This window comes from Nocardia lasii, from assembly GCF_042658545.1.
Taxonomy (GTDB): domain Bacteria; phylum Actinomycetota; class Actinomycetes; order Mycobacteriales; family Mycobacteriaceae; genus Nocardia; species Nocardia lasii.
Window position 1 is genome coordinate 48,099 of record NZ_JBHSQN010000002.1, and the last position, 14,993, is coordinate 63,091.

Below are 14,993 nucleotides of genomic sequence, written 5' to 3' on the forward strand. Positions count from 1 at the left end.
CGCCCGCGATCGTCTGCGGGCGGCTCTTCGATGTGGTCAGGTCGCGACGGGTTCGGGTTGGCGGACCGGGGTGAAGTCGCGGGAGGCGATGTGGTGGGGGCGGCGTTGGGGGGCGGCGAACGGTTCGACGAGGGTGTTCTCCACGCTGTTGAACACCAGGAAGATGTTCGAGCGGGGGAAGGGGGTGATGTTGTTCGAGGAACCGTGCATCACATTGGAGTCGAACAGCAGCGCCGAGCCCGCGGGGCCGGTGAACTGGGTGATGCCGTAGCGGGCGGCGAGGAAGGTGATGTCGTCGGGGGTGGGGATCCCGATTCGCTGCTCGCGCAACGACTCCCGGTAGTGGCCGGTCGGCGTCTCGCCCAGGCAGGGCACGAAGGTGCGGTGCGAGCCGGGCATCAGCATCAGGCTGCCGTTGAACGGGTAGTTGTCGGTCAACGCGATCGACAGACTCACCGCGCGCGGGGCGGGCATCCCGTCCTCGGCGTGCCAGGTCTCGAAATCGGAGTGCCAGGCGAAGCCGCTGCCACCGAACCCGGGCATGTAGTTCACCCGGGTCTGGTGCAGGTAGACCGGCGTGCCGAGGATCTGCTCGGCGAGCCCGACGATCCGCGTCTCGGCGACCAGATCCGCGATCGACTTGCTCAGTTGATGCACGCCGAACACCGAACGGACCTGTCCCGCAACCGGTTCCACGACCACGCGCTCGTCGCCGTAGAGCACCGGGTCGGCCGCCAGGTGGCCGACCTCGGCGCCGAACGCGGCCACCTCGTCGGGACTGAGCAGGTCGGGGATCGTCGCGAAACCGTTCGCGTCGAATCCGGCCAGCTCCGGGGCGGTGACCCGCCCCCACACCGTGGGATCGGTGCGTTCCAGGTGGGGAGCGGGTTCGGCGAGCCGGGTCGGGTACTGGTCAGACACTGGCGGCATCCTCCTCGTTGATTAGCGGATACACCCCGTTCTCGTCGTGTACCTCGCGGCCGGTGACCGGCGGATTGAACACACACAGCATCCGCAGCTGGGTGCGGGCGGTGACCTGGTGGCGTTCGTGGCCGTCGAGCAGATACATCGAGCCGGGGCCGAGCGGGTAGGTGGTCTGGTTGTCGAGATCGTGCAGGCTGCCCTCCCCCTCGACCAACCACACGGCCTCGACGTGGTTCTGGTAGTGGAACTCGTGGACGGTGCCGGCGTCGATGGTGGTCTCGTGGAAGGAGAACCCGACCCGGTCCCCGCCGAGCACGATGCGCTTGGAACGCCAACCGGGCCCGGCCACATCGCGTTCGGTGTCGGTGATCTCCGCGGTGGTGCGCACGATCATGCGGCACCCCCGCAGACGGTGTCGATCGAGGAGACCAGGACCGAAAGGCCCTGCGCGAGTTCGTCAGTGGTCAGAGTCAACGGCGGCAGCAGTTTCACCACCTCGTCCATCGAGCCCGAGGTCTCCACCAGCAGCCCCTGTTCGAACGCGGTGCGGCACACCTTGCCCGCCTGCGACGGATCGTCGAACACGATGCCGTGCACCATGCCTCGGCCCCGGGTCGAGACCCCCTCGTGGCGGTCGACGACCGCGCCGAGCGTGCGGCTCACGGTGGCGCCGTTCTCGGCGGTGCGCACCGCGAGGGTGTCGTCGGACCAGTACTCGCGCAGCGCGGTGGTGGCGGTGACGAAGGCGGGGTTGTTGCCGCGGAAGGTGCCGTTGTGCTCGCCGGGCGCCCACTGGTCGTGTTCGGGCTTGAGCAGCACCAGCGCCATCGGCAGGCCGTAACCGCCGATCGACTTGGACAGGGTGACGATATCGGGGGTGATTCCGGCGATCTCGAAGGAGAAGAACGGCCCGGTGCGTCCGCAACCCATCTGCACGTCGTCGACGATGAGCAGGATGTCGCGCGCGGCGCACAGTCCGGCCAGGTGGCGCAGCCATTCGGCGCGGGCCAGGTTGACTCCGCCCTCACCCTGCACGGTCTCCACGATCACCGCGGCGGGGCGATCGAAACCCGAGGAGCTGTCGTCGAGGACGCGCTGCATCCAGCCGAAGTCCTCGATGGTGTTGTCGAAGTAGCCGTCGAAGGGCATGGGGGTGGCATGCTCGAGCGGCACGCCGGCACCGGCCCGTTTGGCGGCGTTGCCGGTGACCGACAGCGCGCCAAGGGTCATGCCGTGGAAGGCGTTGGTGAAGCTCAGGATCGTCTTGCGGCCGGTGACCTTGCGGGCAAGTTTCAGCGCGGCCTCCACGGCGTTCGCGCCGGTCGGGCCGGGGAACTGCACCTTGTAGTCCAGCCCGCGCGGGACCAGCAGGGTGTCGCGGATGGTCTCTAGCAGTTCGCGTTTGGCCACGGTCGACATGTCCAGGCCGTGGGTGATGCCGTTGCTGCCGATGTAGTCGAGCAGGGCCCGCTTCAGGATCGGGTTGTTGTGCCCGTAGTTCAGCGCGCCGGCGCCGGCGAAGAAGTCGAGGTACTCGCGGCCCTGTTCGTCGCGCAGCCAGGCACCTTCGGCGGTGGTGAACACGGCGGGCCAGTCCCGGCAGTATCCGCGCACATTCGATTCCATCGCCTCGAAAATGCTGGTGTCGGTGGTCGTGATCATCGTCGTTCCTCCTGGCGCTGAGCGGGTGAAATCACATACAGCTGCTCGGCCTCGTGTGAATCGGGAAAATCGGGTGCTGCGAACAGGTCCTCGGTGCGCAGGTCCGCACCGCGCTGCCTGGCCACCGCCGCGAACAGGGCTCGCGAGGCGGTGTTGTCGGGGGAGATCGTGGTCTCCAAGGTGGTGATGCCCGCCTGCGCCACCGAATCCAGCAGCGCGTGCAGGATTTTCGCGGCAAGGCCGCGGCCGCGGAACTGCTCGTCGACGGCGATCTGCCAGACGAACAGGGTGTCCGGGGCTTGCGGGCGGACGTAGCCGATGACGAATCCGACGGGCTGACCGTCACTGTCGGCGACCAGCGAGGTCGCGGCGAAATCGCGACACCACAACAGGTAGGCGTAGCTGGAATTGACGTCGAGCACCCGCGAGTCGCGGGCGATCCGCCACAGCTGGGCCCCGTCGCCCAACCGCGGATGACGCAATCTCGGTTCCGAACCGACCACCGCCACGGCGGCCGTTTCGAGGGACGTAGTGGACGTTGTCATATCTCTAATGTGTCCACCCCACTTTGCGGTCTATGTGTCGAGCTCTTTGCGGTTGTATGACGAATCGTTTACTTCGACTGGAGATCGAGGCGATAGCCGAGGCCGCGCACGGTGACGACGATGCGGGGGTCGGACGGGTCGCGTTCGATCTTGGTGCGCAGGCGGCGCACGTGGACATCGACGATCCGCTCGTCGCCGTAAAAGCCTTGGTCCCAGACTCTTTCGAGCAGCACCGAGCGACTCAGCACCCGGCCGGGGGTCTCGGCGAGTTCACACAGCAACCGGAATTCGGTGACGGTGAGGTGGATCTCGTCGCTGCCGCGGCGCACCGCGCCGGCGTCGGCGGCCAGGACCAGCGGCGCGACCGGATCGGCGTCGAGAACGGCCTCGACGCTGGTGTCGCGGTCGGCGGCGATGCGGGCGCGGCGACGCAACGCGCGCATCCTGGCGGTGATCTCCTTGATCTCGAACGGTTTGCTGACGAAATCGTCGGCGCCCGCCTCGAGTGCCGCGACCACGTCGTGGGTGTCGTAGCGGGTGCTGATCACGATGATCGGCACGTCGTGGACGCGACGGATCTCGCGGATGCAGTCGAATCCGTCGGCGTGGCCGCGCATCAGGTCCACGATCATCAGATCAGGTGGGCCGTCACTGCGCAGCCGGTTCAACGCGTCGGACGGCACGCCCGCCTCGGCGACCGCGTAGCCCTCGTCTTCCATGGCGCGGCGCAGATCGCCACGCATCTGAACGTCGTCGTCGACGATCATGAGGTTGGCGCTCATGCCGCCACCTCGTAGTCACGTTCGCTCATGTGCACAATCCTTTGCTGACACGACGGGACGTGTGCCGGTGTGCTGGGGAATTCGCGTCCCCAGACCGACACGACATCCCACCTTCGAGCTTGTTACTGATCTGTGACATACCCCAACGGGGAGCGACGTAAACCCCCTGTAACAATTCGCCCGGTCAGCGGGGCCTCCGACGGGGTCGATCCGATGGCATAGTCGAGGGCGTGACCCCCACTTTCGACGACATCGAAGCCGCCGCGGCGCGCATCGACGGACTGGTTCGCCCGATCACCGTCGCACCCGCGGATCCCGGTCCGAACCCGCTGTGGTTCGCGCTGGAGTTCTTGCAGTTCACCGGCACGTTCAAGGCGCGTGGCGCGCGGAATTTCGTGCGCGCGCACGCGGCTGCTGGAACATTGCCCGCCGCGGGTGTGACGATCGCCTCGGGCGGCAACGCGGGGTTGGCGTGCGCGTGGGCGGCGCGGGAGGCGGGGGTGCCCGCGACGGTGTTCCTGCCCGAGACCGCACCGCCGGTCAAAATCCGACGACTTCGTGAACACGGCGCCGAGGTACGACTGATCGGTCCTGAGTACAAGCAGGCGTTGGCGGCGTGCCGGGAGTTCGCCGCCGAGAGCGGGGCACTGGCCGCGCACGCCTACGACCATCCGTTGATCGCGGCGGGCGCGGGCACGCTGATGCGCGAGATCCACGCGCGGATCCCGGACCTGGACACGGTGCTCGTGGCGGTCGGTGGCGGCGGGTTGTTCACCGGAACCGCTGTCGTCGCACAGCATTTCGGCGTGCGCACGGTGGCGGTCGAACCGTTCGGGTGCCGCTCGCTGCACGCGGCGCTCGAGGCCGGGCGGCCGGTGGAGGTGACCGTGGACTCGGTCGCCTCCGATTCACTCGGGGCGCCGAACGTTTCCGCGATGGCATTGGCGGCGGCTCAGGATCCGAGCGTGCGGTCGGTGCTCGTGGCCGACGAGACGATCCTGGCGGCGCGGCGGCAGCTGTGGGATCAGCACCGCATCGCGGTCGAGTACGGGGCGGCCACCGCGCTGGCGGCGCTGCTCGACACCGAGTCGGGTCCGGCGTACCGGCCCGAACCGGGCGAGCGGGTGTGCGTGATCCTGTGCGGGGCCAACACCGACCCCAGCGACCTGGTTTAGCGAACTCAGCGCTGTTCGGCCAGGGCGCCGAGCGCGGCCGCCGCGCGCGGATCCGCCTGAGCGGCCTCACGCCACCACTGTTCGGCGGCACCCCGTTCACCCGCTTCGAGGAGAAGGACCCCCAGGTCGTAGGCGGCACCGCTGTGCCCGGCGCGGGCCGCCTGGGTCCACAGCAGGCGAGCCGAATCGTGTTGGCCGCGTTCGCGCATGGCGGTGCCCAGGTCGTGCAGGGCGCTGCCGACGCTCTGGGTGGCCGGTCGCGGGGGAGTGGTGTCGGGAGGTGGCGCGGTGTTCGCCGCTGTTCCGGGGCCTGCGGGATGGGCGGGGCCGGTGGTGAGTTCGACGACGAGTTCGTTGAAATCGGGGGTCCCCGGCCCGGTGCTGCACCACAGCGTCGACGCCCCGTCGGGCCGCAGATCCACCACCATTCCGTAATTGCCCGTCCAGGACTGGTGTTTGCCCGAGCCCGCCACCCACACGGGCGTGAGCGTGAACAGCGCGTTGGGCCGATCCGCGGTGACCGAGATATCGATACCCTCGGCGAGCGCCTCGTACCAGATGTCCACGCCGGGCAGCGATCTGCCGTTGAGGTGCACGTGTCCGCCGTGCACCGACAGGCCGAGTCCCAACCCGGTCACCTCCGTGGGCGCCAGCACCGACAGCGCGCGCAGCCGCACCGCCGTGGTGCCGACGGGCAGCGCCTCGGTGTACATCGGATAGACCGTCGCGCCGCACCATTCGATCGGGTCGGCACCGTGGTAGAGCTGGTCGAGCGGAACAGTGTCGCCGGTGTGTCGCACGCCGGGATTCATCAACTGGCACCCACCTCTTCGCAGTCACGCCCCCGCGCGGCGCCGGTATGTCCGCGTTCGCGCGCTACACCGTACTCGCGTGCGAACAGTGCCGCACCGGATTCATGACAACACATGTACCCGGATACAGCAACACCCCGGCAACCCCCATTGACCTGCTCCGGGACAGTGTGTCCGGAGGCCGGGCAACGGGTTTCGCCGGGGTGTGGATCCGTCGAATCAGACGGCGACCGATTCGCCGATCTCCTCCTCGACCGCGGCGGGCGCGACCGGCTTCGGCGCGTGGCGCGCCTCGTACCGACCCGCCACCACAACCAGCGTCAGGCCGACGGCCAACCACGCGAACAATCCGAACAGTCGTGCCCCGAACCCGGCGCCGCCGTCGAAGTAGAGCAGATCGCGCAGCCCCTCGAGCAGATTCGCCCCGGTCCAGAACGAATGCAGCGCACCGAAGAAGCCGTTCTGCAGTTCGGGCCCGTACACGCCACCGGAGGTCGTGAAGTTCAGCATCACGAACAGCGTGATCAGTGCCAGCGTGGTCCACCGCTTCAGGAAGGTGTGCAGACCGATGCCGATCAGGATGATGCCCGCGGAGTAGAGCCACGCCATGCCGAACACGCTCGCGTACGAGCTGTCGATCACCCCGAACACCGGCCCCGCGACCAGCACCCCGATCAGACTCACGATCGCGGCGGTCACGACGCCGACGCCCGCGCGCACCCGCATCCGCAGCGCCGCCCCCGCCGCGCCGATCACGGCCACGCTGCCGTAGGACCCCACGCTCAACGCGACCAGCAGGAAGAACAGTCCCTGTCCGGTCGGATCACCCGAGGCCTTGGTCGTCACATCGGTGACCACCAGCGGCACGCCCTGATGATCGGCCACCGCCCGAAACGCCAACTCCGCCGCCATCGCGCTCGTATCGGAGTTCGCCGTCGCGACGAGCAGCTCCGGGGTGGTCGCGCTCGGCACATACGCGCCGACGAGCTCACGCGCGTTGAGCGCGCTGATCGCGGCGTCGCGATTCGGCACCGTCACCACGTCGACGCCCGCGCCGCCCTTGTCCTTCATCGTCTGCGCCAGGATCTGCGACTGCGGTGAGTCGCCGACCACCGCGAGGGCCAGATCGTGCGGCTCGGGCTGATGGAAGGCGCCGAGGTAGGCGAAGGCCATGCCCAGACACATCAGCAGCGGGGTGATCAGGTGCGCGGCGAGGTGCCGCAACTGCGAGCGGGTCATCGAGGAAAGCTCCAAACAGTTGGTAAATGCAACTAAGTATTGTTGTATAGTACAACTATGACAGCGCGAGACGCAAGGACCCTGGCGGTCGACACCATCCAGCGCGAACTCACCGCGTTCTCCCGACGCGCCCGTGGTCGCGCCGCCGAACTACACCCCGAACTGAGCCTGGTCGCCTACAGCATTCTCGACCTGATCCTCGACCGGGACGGCTGTCTGGCCACCGATCTGGCCGAACAGTTCCTGCTCGACAAATCGACCGTCAGCAGGCAGGTGAGCGCCCTGGAAAAGCTCGGCTACCTCGAACGCGAGGTCGACCCCGACAATCGGCGCAACCACATCCTGCGCGCCACCCCCACCGGCCGCGCCGTGGCCCGCGCGGCCGAAAGCCGCCGCCGCGAAGCCTTTCGGTCCCGCTTCGCCGACTGGTCCGACGCCGATGTCGAGGCGATGGCCGGCTACCTGGTCCGTTACAACCGCGCCGAGTGAGGAGCATCCGCGCGGCTATCGCACGCTCGCGGGCACAGTGGCGGGCGGTGCCCGGCGGCATCGGTGGGTCGGTATAGTCGCTGCGGATGAGCAGTGACACCACCCACCCCGTGCAAAAGCGCTCACCACGCCCGATCAATCCGGCATGGTGGCTGGTTCCGGTGCTGCTCACCGCGCTGTCGATCGTGTGCGTGCGCGAACCGCTCTGGATCTTCGAACGCTATTCCGGCGGATTCATCGACCTGCAGGTCTACCGCCTCGGCATCGAGGCCATGCGCGACGGCGCCGACCTCTACGGGCAGCTGCCCAAGACCAGCGCGGGCATCGGCCTGCCGTTCATCTACCCGCCCTTCGCCGCCATCGCGCTCGCCCCGTTCGCGCTGCTGCCGTGGGGCGCGGCGAAGATCCTCTACGTCGTGGCCTCGATCGCCGCGCTGGCCTGGACCCTCTACCTCGTGGCCCGGCGCTACTCCGGGCGCAAGCAGGTCGCCCTGCTGGTCACCGCGTGCGCGCTGCCGCTGGCCATGCTGCTGGAACCGGTCCGATCCACCATCGACTTCGGTCAGGTCAACCTGCTGCTGATGGTCCTGGTCGCCACCGACTGCCTGCTGCCCAAGACCCGCTACCCGCGCGGCATGCTCATCGGCCTGGCCGCCGCCATCAAGCTCACCCCCGCCGCGTTCGTCCTCTACTTCCTGATCCGCAAGGACTACAAGGCCGCCGCCACCGCCGCGGCCACCGGCGCCCTGGCCACCCTCGCCGCCTTCGCGATCCTGCCCACCGAGTCGATCCGGTACTGGTTCGGCGGCCTGGGCAACGTCTCTGGCCTGAGCGGTTCGGCCTTCCACACCAATCAGTCGATCCAGGCCGTCATGGCACGCCTGCACATCACCGGCCTGCCCTTCGACGCCCTGTGGTTGTTCTTCGGCGCGCTGCTGCTGGTCCTGGTCGTCGCCGCGATGCGCAAGGCCGCCGACGCCCCCGCCATCGCCCTGTCGCTCAACGCCGTCTTCACCCTGCTGCTCTCGCCGATCTCGTGGTCACACCACTGGGTCTGGATCGCCCCCGCCCTGCTGGCCATGCTCTGCCACGCCACCACCCTGCCCTTCGCGGCCGCCCGCGGCTGGTACGCCACCGCCGCGATCGTCGCCTACGTCTTCGTCGTCGCCCCCCACAGCTTCCTGCCCGACGGCGAACACCGCGAAACCTCCTGGACCTGGAACCAACACCTCATCGGCGACACCTACGTCTGGTTGGCGGTCCTACTCGTAGTCCTGTTCCTGGTCACCGGCAGACGCTCGACCCCACCCGAGAAAAAGCCCGCACCGGTAGAGGAACCCGCCCGCGTCGCGTGCGACACCTGAGGCCTACTCGACGAGGCGATACAGCCGGAACATGTCGTGGTCGATGTCGAGCACCTCGATATCGCCGAAACCCGCCGCCCGCGCGTATCCGCGCAACACCGACGGCCGCATGACCGTGCCGGTGCCCGCCGAGTCGGGGTGCGACATCCCGTCGGGCAGACACACCAGCAGCGAGAACCCGTACATGAACTGCTCGATCGGATCACCGGGTCCGGTGAACTCCTCGGGCACGCGCTCGTCCATCACCAGGACCGTGCCGCCGGGTGCGACCAGCCTGCGGGCCGCGCTCAGCACACCGACCGGGTCGGACATGTCGTGCACGCATTCGAACGCGGTCACCAGGTCGTAGGCGCCCACATGCTCGGTCAGGGCGGCGACATCGGCGTGTTCGAATCGCACCCGATCGGCGAGGCCGTAGGAACCAGCGTTGTCGGTGGCCGCGGCGATCGACGCCGGGTCCAGGTCGAAGCCGACGATCGTGGCATCGGGGTAGGCGGTGCCCATTCCGATGGACGACCAGCCGTCGCCGCACCCGATGTCGGCGACCCGCCCGCCCTTTGCCAGCGCGGTGTGGACGTCGGAAAGCTGTGGCAGCCATTCATTGCCGAGCACCTGCAGGAACAGCGGTCGATTGGCTTCGGCCTGTCCGAGGCGCATCGTCTCGCCGTACTCGTGCCAGGCGACACCACCGCCGGTGCGGTAAGCCTCGAGCAGCGCGGGCAGTTTCACCGCGGCCGCGGCGAGCACATCGGCGAACGGCGCGAAGTACTCCAGACTCTCCCGATCGCACAGCACCGTCGCGTGCTCGGCCGGCAGGAAGTAGCGGCGCTGCTCGGCGGCCGCGGCGGCGTCGTCGACCTCGAGGAATCCCGCGACCGTCTGCTGTTCGAGCCACTCGCGGCAGTAGCGCGGCGCCATCCCGGACGCCTCGGCGGTCTCGCCGACGGTGAGCGGGGAGCGAGCCAGTAGGTCGTAGAGACCGAAACGGGCGCCGATGTGGACGGTGAGCACGTCGAGGGTGCCGAGGACGGCCCCGAACAGGTGCTCGCCGAGTTCGCTGGATTTCATGATCGACTTCCTGTCTGCGTCGGACCCGGACGTCCCGGGCCGTGGCACCAGCGTGGCGCGCGGCACTGTCAGCGGACTGTCGGTGCGCTGACACCGGTGGTGCCGTAGGTGTCGGCGGCGCTAGGGTCATCGCGGGAGTGCATCGCGGCGGCAGAGGAGTGTCAGGTGCTCGAGGTGCGGGTTCTCGGCGGTCCGGCGTTGCGGATCGACGGCCGCGATCTGCCCTTTCCCGCCGGTCGCCCGGGACGGTTGCTGGTCAGCCTGCTGCTCGCGCGCGGGCGGGTGGTGCCGACCGGGCAGCTGTACGAGGACGTGTGGCCGGACTCGGAACCGGGCGACCCTCGCGCGGCTCTGCACACCACCGTCGCTCGCCTGCGTCGCTCGCTGGGCGCCTACGGATCGGCGGTCCAGCGCAGCGGTGCCGGTTACCGGCTCGACGCCGGCTCTCTCGACGCGGACACCTTCACCGCGCTGGCCACCGACCACGCCCACGAATCGGCAGACACCCGACGAACCCGCCTCGAGACGGCACTGGCCCTGTGGCAGGGCGGCCCGTGGGGCGAATTCGCCGCCGACCTCGCCTTCGCCGACACCCAACGGCTGACCGCGCTCCACACCACCCTGCGCGAGGATTACGCCGAAACACTGCTCGGCACCGGGCAGGTCCGCGCCACCACCGACCTGCTGCGAACCCTGGTCGCCGAACAGCCCCTGCGGGAACGCCGCGTCGAACTGCTCCTGCTCGCCCTCGAGCGTGTCGGCGCGACCGAGGAGGCCCTCGCCTGCTACGCCACCTACCGCGAACGTCTCGCCGACGAACAGGGTTTGGATCCCGCACCACACCTGCGCGACCTGCACACCCGGATCCTGCGTCGCGAACACACCCGAAATCCCACCGTCCGCGCACCCACGGTGGGTGAACTCTTCGGCCGCGACACCCACCTGTCGGTAATCGACCAGCATCGCTGGGTCACCGTCGTCGGCCCCGGCGGTGTCGGTAAGACCAGCGCGGCCGCCGCGACCGCGACGCGACGCGCGCACTGGTGGGCCGACCTCGCCGAGGTCGCGACACCAGAAGCCGTGTGGCACAACGTCATCGACGCCGTAGGTGCCCAGACCGTCCCCGGTGGTGATCTGGAACCCGCCCTGCGGCACCGTTTCTCGCATCTCGAGGGTGTGCTGGTCCTCGACAACTGTGAGCACGTCCCGGTCGCTGCCGCCCGGATCGCCCGTCTGGCCCTCGCCGTTTCGGCCGACCTGCGCGTGCTCGCGACCTCCCGCCGTCGGATGGGATTGCCCGAGGAGCAGGTGTTCGCGCTGCCGCCACTGCGGCTGCCCTCGGTCGACGACGACGAATCACCCGCTGTCGCGCTGTTTCGCGCGCGGGCCGAGGCCGTGTGTCCGGACTTCCGTGCCGACCCCGACGCGATCGCGCGACTGGTCCGCCGCCTCGACGGCCTACCCCTCGCGATCGAACTCGCCGCGGGTCGCATGGGCACGATGACCCTGGCCGACCTCGACCGACGTCCGGGTCCCCGCCTCGACCTGCTGCGCAGCGCCGCCCCCTTCGGCGCCCGCCGACAACACACCCTCACCGCCACCATCACCTGGTCCTACGACTTGCTCGACCCCGACGAGGCCCGCGCTCTGCGCTGGATCGCCGTGTTCACCGGCCGCTTCGACCTGCCCGCCGCCGAGGCCCTCCTCGGTGCCCGCGCCGCCGACCTCGTCTCCCGACTCGTCGAGAACTCCCTGCTCACCTGGACCGGCACCGGCCTCTACCGCCTGCTCGACACCGTCCGTGACTTCGCTCGCGGCCACACCGACGCCGACGAACTCGACCGGATCCGACGAGCCCACGCGCGCTGGGTAGCCGAACAGACCGCGCTCGCCGACGCCGGAATGCACGGTCCCGACGAAAAACGCTGGGCCACAATTCAAGACGCTCTCGCACGCGAAGCGGCGGCTGTCGCTACCTGGGCACTGCCCGTCGCCGACCCGGTCCTGATCGACATCGTCGTCGCTGTGCGCCACTGGGCCTACCTGCGCCTTCGTCCCGACATCCTGCGCTGGGCCTGCGAACTCCACTCGGCCCACCCCGCCGATTCCGCCCTGTCGAGCGCGGCCGCGACCTACTCCTGGCTCGTCGGTGACCATGACCGAGCCCACCGCTACGGCCGCGCCGCGGTCGAACAGGCCGAACCGGGAACCCGCGCCGAATGGGTGGCCCTCGACATCCTTTCCGACGAACTGCTCACCGCGGGCGACTTCGGCGCGGCCGCCGCCATGGCCACCCGCGCCCACGCCCAGGCGCGAGCTCGCGACGACCTGACCGCCACCGCCATGTCCACCGTCTCCCTCGCCCTGGCCGTCATCTACGCGGGTCAGGACCCGACCGCGCTGCTGGCCCGAGCCCACGACGAGGCCGCCCGCGCGAACAACCCCACCTGCTACGCCTGGCTCGCGTACACCGAAGGCGAGGCCTACGCGCAGATCGACGACGAAAAAGCCACCGCCGCACTCGAATCCGCCGCCGCCCTGGCATCGACCGTGGGGAACAGGATCGTCGCGGGCGTGAGCCGCACCGCGGCGGCATCGCTGCACGCCCGCTCCGCCACCCCCGACCTCACCACGATCACCGAGGCCGTCGACGCCCTGAAATTCTGGGCGGGTTCAGGCAACGACCAACTCCTGCGAACCTGCCTACGCAACCTCATTCCCCTGTTCCACCACCTCGCCCTGCCCGCCCTCGCGGTGGAACTGTCCGCCACCGCCCACACCCACCTCGCCGCAGGCGCCGAAGCCACCCGCCTCACCGCCATCCTCACCACCACCGAATCCCTGCTCACCGCCCAGCAACGATCCCAAGCTCACACCCGGGGCGCCCACCACACCCCCGACACCGCAGCCCACCTGGCCCTGACCACCCTCACCCGAATCGCATCGGACCTGACCCCCGAAAAATGAAGCCCGACAACACCCCGAGGTGATTCCCCGCTTTTATCGGTTCAGGATGAGCGCGAGTTTCCCCTTCGCTCGACGCTGGACGGTCACTGCGGAGTAGCTGTCGGACCACGGCCGGGTCGTCGCTGCCCAGGAGTTCCCGGCGCTCTTCTCGGGACAGTGGCCGATCACGGTGTCCCGCGCTGTCGGTCAACTCGGTCCTTCCTGCCCACGAGCGGGTGCGGTAGCGCGCACCGTCACCGCCGCGGCCGCCCGCGTGCGTACCCCCAACTTCGCGCGCGCGTTCGCGATGTGGCGGTGCACGGTATGCGGACTCACCACGAGCCGCACCGCGATCTCCTGATCGGTCAGCCCTTCGGCGACCAGGGCGAGGATCTCTCGTTCTCGGGCGGTGATCGCCTCGAGGCCGGGGATCGGTGGGGTGGGGGCGACGAACTGGCCGAGGGCGCGCAGGGTGGCGTGGGCTACGTCGGTGCCGCCGCGCCAGGGGAAGTGGTCGTCGCCGGGGAGTTCGATGAAGTCGGCGTGGGGGATTCGGCGGGCGACGTCGACGCCGAGGGCGAAGGGGACCGCGCGGTCGCCGCGGCGGTGCAGCACGGTGGTCGGGGTGTTCAGGGTCGCGAGCAGGGGGGTCGCGTCGATCGAGTAGGTCGCCGCGAGTGCTCGCGCGGCCTGGTCGGCGGTGGCCGATCTGCGCTGGAACTGGGCGAATTCGTCGCGTTCGGCGCTGCTCGCACCGGGGATGAAGATGTCGGCGAGCAGGCGGGAACCCAGTCCCCAGTGCGCGGCGACCGCGTCGATCATGGCCTGGCGGGCGCTGGGCGGCGCCACATCCGCACCGCGGGCGAAGGACCCGTAGAGCACCAGCCGTCGCACCCGCTGGGGTTCGCGCACGGCGACGCCGACCGCGACCGCCGCCCCCGAGGACGCGCCGAACCCGGCGAACCGGTCGATGCCGAGCGCGTCGACCACCGCGAGCAGCACGTCGACTTCCTGGTCGAGCTCGGTGGGGAAGTGCCCGCTCGTCCCCGAGACACCCCGCCCGGGTTGGTCGTAGCGGATGACGGTGAAATGCTCGGCGAGCGTGGACACGAAACCGCGCAGCAGCGGATCGGCCCAATCCAGGGCGAGATGGCTGCACCACCAGCCCCCGACCACCAGCGCCGGGCCCCGCCCGACCGAGACGGTCGCCACGGGACCGCTCGACGTGTCAATATGACGGACGACCTGGTCTTCGATGCGCAGCACGCCCCCATTGTCACCCGTTTCGGCCAGACACAGATGGCCGGATCGGGCCATGACAGCGACCGCGCCCGCGCACAGACTCGAATCATGACCATCACCTCGCCCAGCGCCGCCTCCTTCGCCCGCTGGTACCCCCGGCTCATGAACATCTCCGAACGCGCCGGCCAAGACCACCTCCGTCGCGACCTGCTGCGCCGCGCCCACGGCCGCACCCTGGAAGTCGGTGCGGGCAACGGCTTCTCGATGCCGCACTACCCGGAGGACCTCGACGAACTGGTCCTGGTCGAACCCAACCCGGCCCTGCGCACCCGACTCGCCGCCCGCGTCGACCGCCCCGCCGCCCCCGTGCGCATCCTCGATGGCGACGCCCACGCCCTCGATTTCCCCGACAACTCCTTCGACACCGTCACCGCCTCCCTGGTCTTCTGCTCCCTGCCCCACCCCACCAGGGCCCTGGCCGAACTCCACCGCGTCCTGCGCCCCGGCGGGGTGTTCCTGTTCCACGAACACGTCCGCGCCACCGGCACCCTGGGCCGCTGCCAGGACCTGATCACCCCGCTGCAACGCCGCATCGCCGACGGCTGCCACGCCAACCGCGACTTCCACTCCCTGCTCGTCGCTTCCGATTTCGAGATCGTCGAACTGCACCACACCCGGATGCCGCGCGCGGTCCCGGTGATCGCGCCGCTGGTCACCGGCGTCGCCCGTCGCGGATAAAGGCCAC

Annotated in this window: 14 protein-coding genes; 5 read left to right on the forward strand and 9 right to left on the reverse strand. The window is 69.4% G+C overall.

Translation table 11 applies throughout. From position 1 onward, the window contains the following. Window positions 1–36 precede the first annotated feature (36 nt). The 5 genes from thpD to ACFP3H_RS04060 all read right to left on the reverse strand — a co-directional run bounded on the left by thpD (window position 37) and on the right by ACFP3H_RS04060 (window position 3,913). The gene (thpD, locus tag ACFP3H_RS04040; protein ID WP_378599808.1) at window positions 37–930 is read right to left on the reverse strand and encodes an ectoine hydroxylase; all 894 of its coding nucleotides are present in this window, start codon (window positions 928–930) and stop codon (window positions 37–39) included. Beyond that, window positions 914–1,318 carry an ectoine synthase gene (locus ACFP3H_RS04045; protein ID WP_378599811.1) on the reverse strand — a complete coding sequence of 135 codons (405 nt, stop codon included), beginning with the start codon at window positions 1,316–1,318 and terminating at the stop codon, window positions 914–916. Before ACFP3H_RS04045 ends, thpD begins: the two co-directional genes overlap by 17 nt. Next, complete coding sequence (gene ectB / locus ACFP3H_RS04050; protein ID WP_378601567.1) at window positions 1,315–2,583, reverse strand: diaminobutyrate--2-oxoglutarate transaminase; 1,269 nt, start codon at window positions 2,581–2,583, stop codon at window positions 1,315–1,317. The genes ACFP3H_RS04045 and ectB overlap by 4 nt, the downstream gene beginning before the upstream one ends. Then, window positions 2,583–3,131 carry a diaminobutyrate acetyltransferase gene (gene ectA / locus ACFP3H_RS04055; RefSeq protein WP_378599813.1) on the reverse strand — a complete coding sequence of 183 codons (549 nt, stop codon included), beginning with the start codon at window positions 3,129–3,131 and terminating at the stop codon, window positions 2,583–2,585. Before ectA ends, ectB begins: the two co-directional genes overlap by 1 nt. A gap of 68 nt (window positions 3,132–3,199) precedes the next feature. Next, a complete protein-coding gene (locus ACFP3H_RS04060; RefSeq protein ID WP_378599816.1) occupies window positions 3,200–3,913 on the reverse strand; it encodes a response regulator transcription factor in 714 nt (237 codons plus the stop codon). Window positions 3,914–4,143: 230 nt separating this feature from the next. Between ACFP3H_RS04060 and ACFP3H_RS04065 the strand changes: the two genes are divergently transcribed. Then, window positions 4,144–5,088: a threonine/serine dehydratase gene (locus tag ACFP3H_RS04065; protein ID WP_378599818.1), complete on the forward strand. Its 945-nt coding sequence runs from the start codon at window positions 4,144–4,146 to the stop codon at window positions 5,086–5,088. 5 nt (window positions 5,089–5,093) lie between these two features. Here the strand turns inward: ACFP3H_RS04065 and ACFP3H_RS04070 are convergent, their stop codons facing one another. Next, the gene (locus ACFP3H_RS04070; RefSeq protein ID WP_378599821.1) at window positions 5,094–5,900 is read right to left on the reverse strand and encodes a tetratricopeptide repeat protein; all 807 of its coding nucleotides are present in this window, start codon (window positions 5,898–5,900) and stop codon (window positions 5,094–5,096) included. Between the two features lie 219 nt (window positions 5,901–6,119). Then, complete coding sequence (locus tag ACFP3H_RS04075; RefSeq protein WP_378599823.1) at window positions 6,120–7,139, reverse strand: hypothetical protein; 1,020 nt, start codon at window positions 7,137–7,139, stop codon at window positions 6,120–6,122. Between the two features lie 57 nt (window positions 7,140–7,196). On the opposite strand from ACFP3H_RS04075, the gene ACFP3H_RS04080 reads away from it, so the two are divergent. After that, window positions 7,197–7,628: a MarR family winged helix-turn-helix transcriptional regulator gene (locus ACFP3H_RS04080; RefSeq protein ID WP_378599826.1), complete on the forward strand. Its 432-nt coding sequence runs from the start codon at window positions 7,197–7,199 to the stop codon at window positions 7,626–7,628. Window positions 7,629–7,714: 86 nt separating this feature from the next. Beyond that, complete coding sequence (locus tag ACFP3H_RS04085) at window positions 7,715–8,992, forward strand: glycosyltransferase 87 family protein (protein ID WP_378599828.1); 1,278 nt, start codon at window positions 7,715–7,717, stop codon at window positions 8,990–8,992. A 3-nt stretch (window positions 8,993–8,995) separates the two neighbouring features. Here ACFP3H_RS04085 and ACFP3H_RS04090 read toward each other — a convergent pair whose 3' ends face one another. Beyond that, window positions 8,996–10,060 carry a class I SAM-dependent methyltransferase gene (locus tag ACFP3H_RS04090; RefSeq protein WP_378599831.1) on the reverse strand — a complete coding sequence of 355 codons (1,065 nt, stop codon included), beginning with the start codon at window positions 10,058–10,060 and terminating at the stop codon, window positions 8,996–8,998. A 165-nt stretch (window positions 10,061–10,225) separates the two neighbouring features. Between ACFP3H_RS04090 and ACFP3H_RS04095 the strand changes: the two genes are divergently transcribed. Further along, a complete protein-coding gene (locus ACFP3H_RS04095; protein WP_378599833.1) occupies window positions 10,226–13,027 on the forward strand; it encodes an AfsR/SARP family transcriptional regulator in 2,802 nt (933 codons plus the stop codon). Between the two features lie 186 nt (window positions 13,028–13,213). Here ACFP3H_RS04095 and ACFP3H_RS04100 read toward each other — a convergent pair whose 3' ends face one another. Beyond that, window positions 13,214–14,272, reverse strand: a complete 1,059-nt coding sequence (locus ACFP3H_RS04100; protein WP_378599836.1) for an alpha/beta fold hydrolase — start codon at window positions 14,270–14,272, stop codon at window positions 13,214–13,216. Between the two features lie 84 nt (window positions 14,273–14,356). On the opposite strand from ACFP3H_RS04100, the gene ACFP3H_RS04105 reads away from it, so the two are divergent. Next, entirely contained in the window at window positions 14,357–14,986 is a 630-nt protein-coding gene (locus ACFP3H_RS04105; RefSeq protein WP_378599839.1) for a class I SAM-dependent methyltransferase, read from the forward strand. Window positions 14,987–14,993 lie beyond the last annotated feature (7 nt).

What these genes read in the sequence shown, in the direction of transcription:
- thpD (WP_378599808.1), bottom strand. Translation starts at nt 930, where the DNA reads ATGCCGCCAGTGTCTGACCAGTACCCGACCCGGCTCGCCGAACCCGCT.
- ACFP3H_RS04045 (WP_378599811.1), bottom strand. Translation starts at nt 1,318, where the DNA reads ATGATCGTGCGCACCACCGCGGAGATCACCGACACCGAACGCGATGTG.
- ectA (WP_378599813.1), bottom strand. Translation starts at nt 3,131, where the DNA reads ATGACAACGTCCACTACGTCCCTCGAAACGGCCGCCGTGGCGGTGGTC.
- ACFP3H_RS04060 (WP_378599816.1), bottom strand. Translation starts at nt 3,913, where the DNA reads ATGAGCGCCAACCTCATGATCGTCGACGACGACGTTCAGATGCGTGGC.
- ACFP3H_RS04070 (WP_378599821.1), bottom strand. Translation starts at nt 5,900, where the DNA reads ATGAATCCCGGCGTGCGACACACCGGCGACACTGTTCCGCTCGACCAG.
- ACFP3H_RS04075 (WP_378599823.1), bottom strand. Translation starts at nt 7,139, where the DNA reads ATGACCCGCTCGCAGTTGCGGCACCTCGCCGCGCACCTGATCACCCCG.
- ACFP3H_RS04080 (WP_378599826.1), top strand. Translation starts at nt 7,197, where the DNA reads ATGACAGCGCGAGACGCAAGGACCCTGGCGGTCGACACCATCCAGCGC.
- ACFP3H_RS04085 (WP_378599828.1), top strand. Translation starts at nt 7,715, where the DNA reads ATGAGCAGTGACACCACCCACCCCGTGCAAAAGCGCTCACCACGCCCG.
- ACFP3H_RS04090 (WP_378599831.1), bottom strand. Translation starts at nt 10,060, where the DNA reads ATGAAATCCAGCGAACTCGGCGAGCACCTGTTCGGGGCCGTCCTCGGC.
- ACFP3H_RS04105 (WP_378599839.1), top strand. Translation starts at nt 14,357, where the DNA reads ATGACCATCACCTCGCCCAGCGCCGCCTCCTTCGCCCGCTGGTACCCC.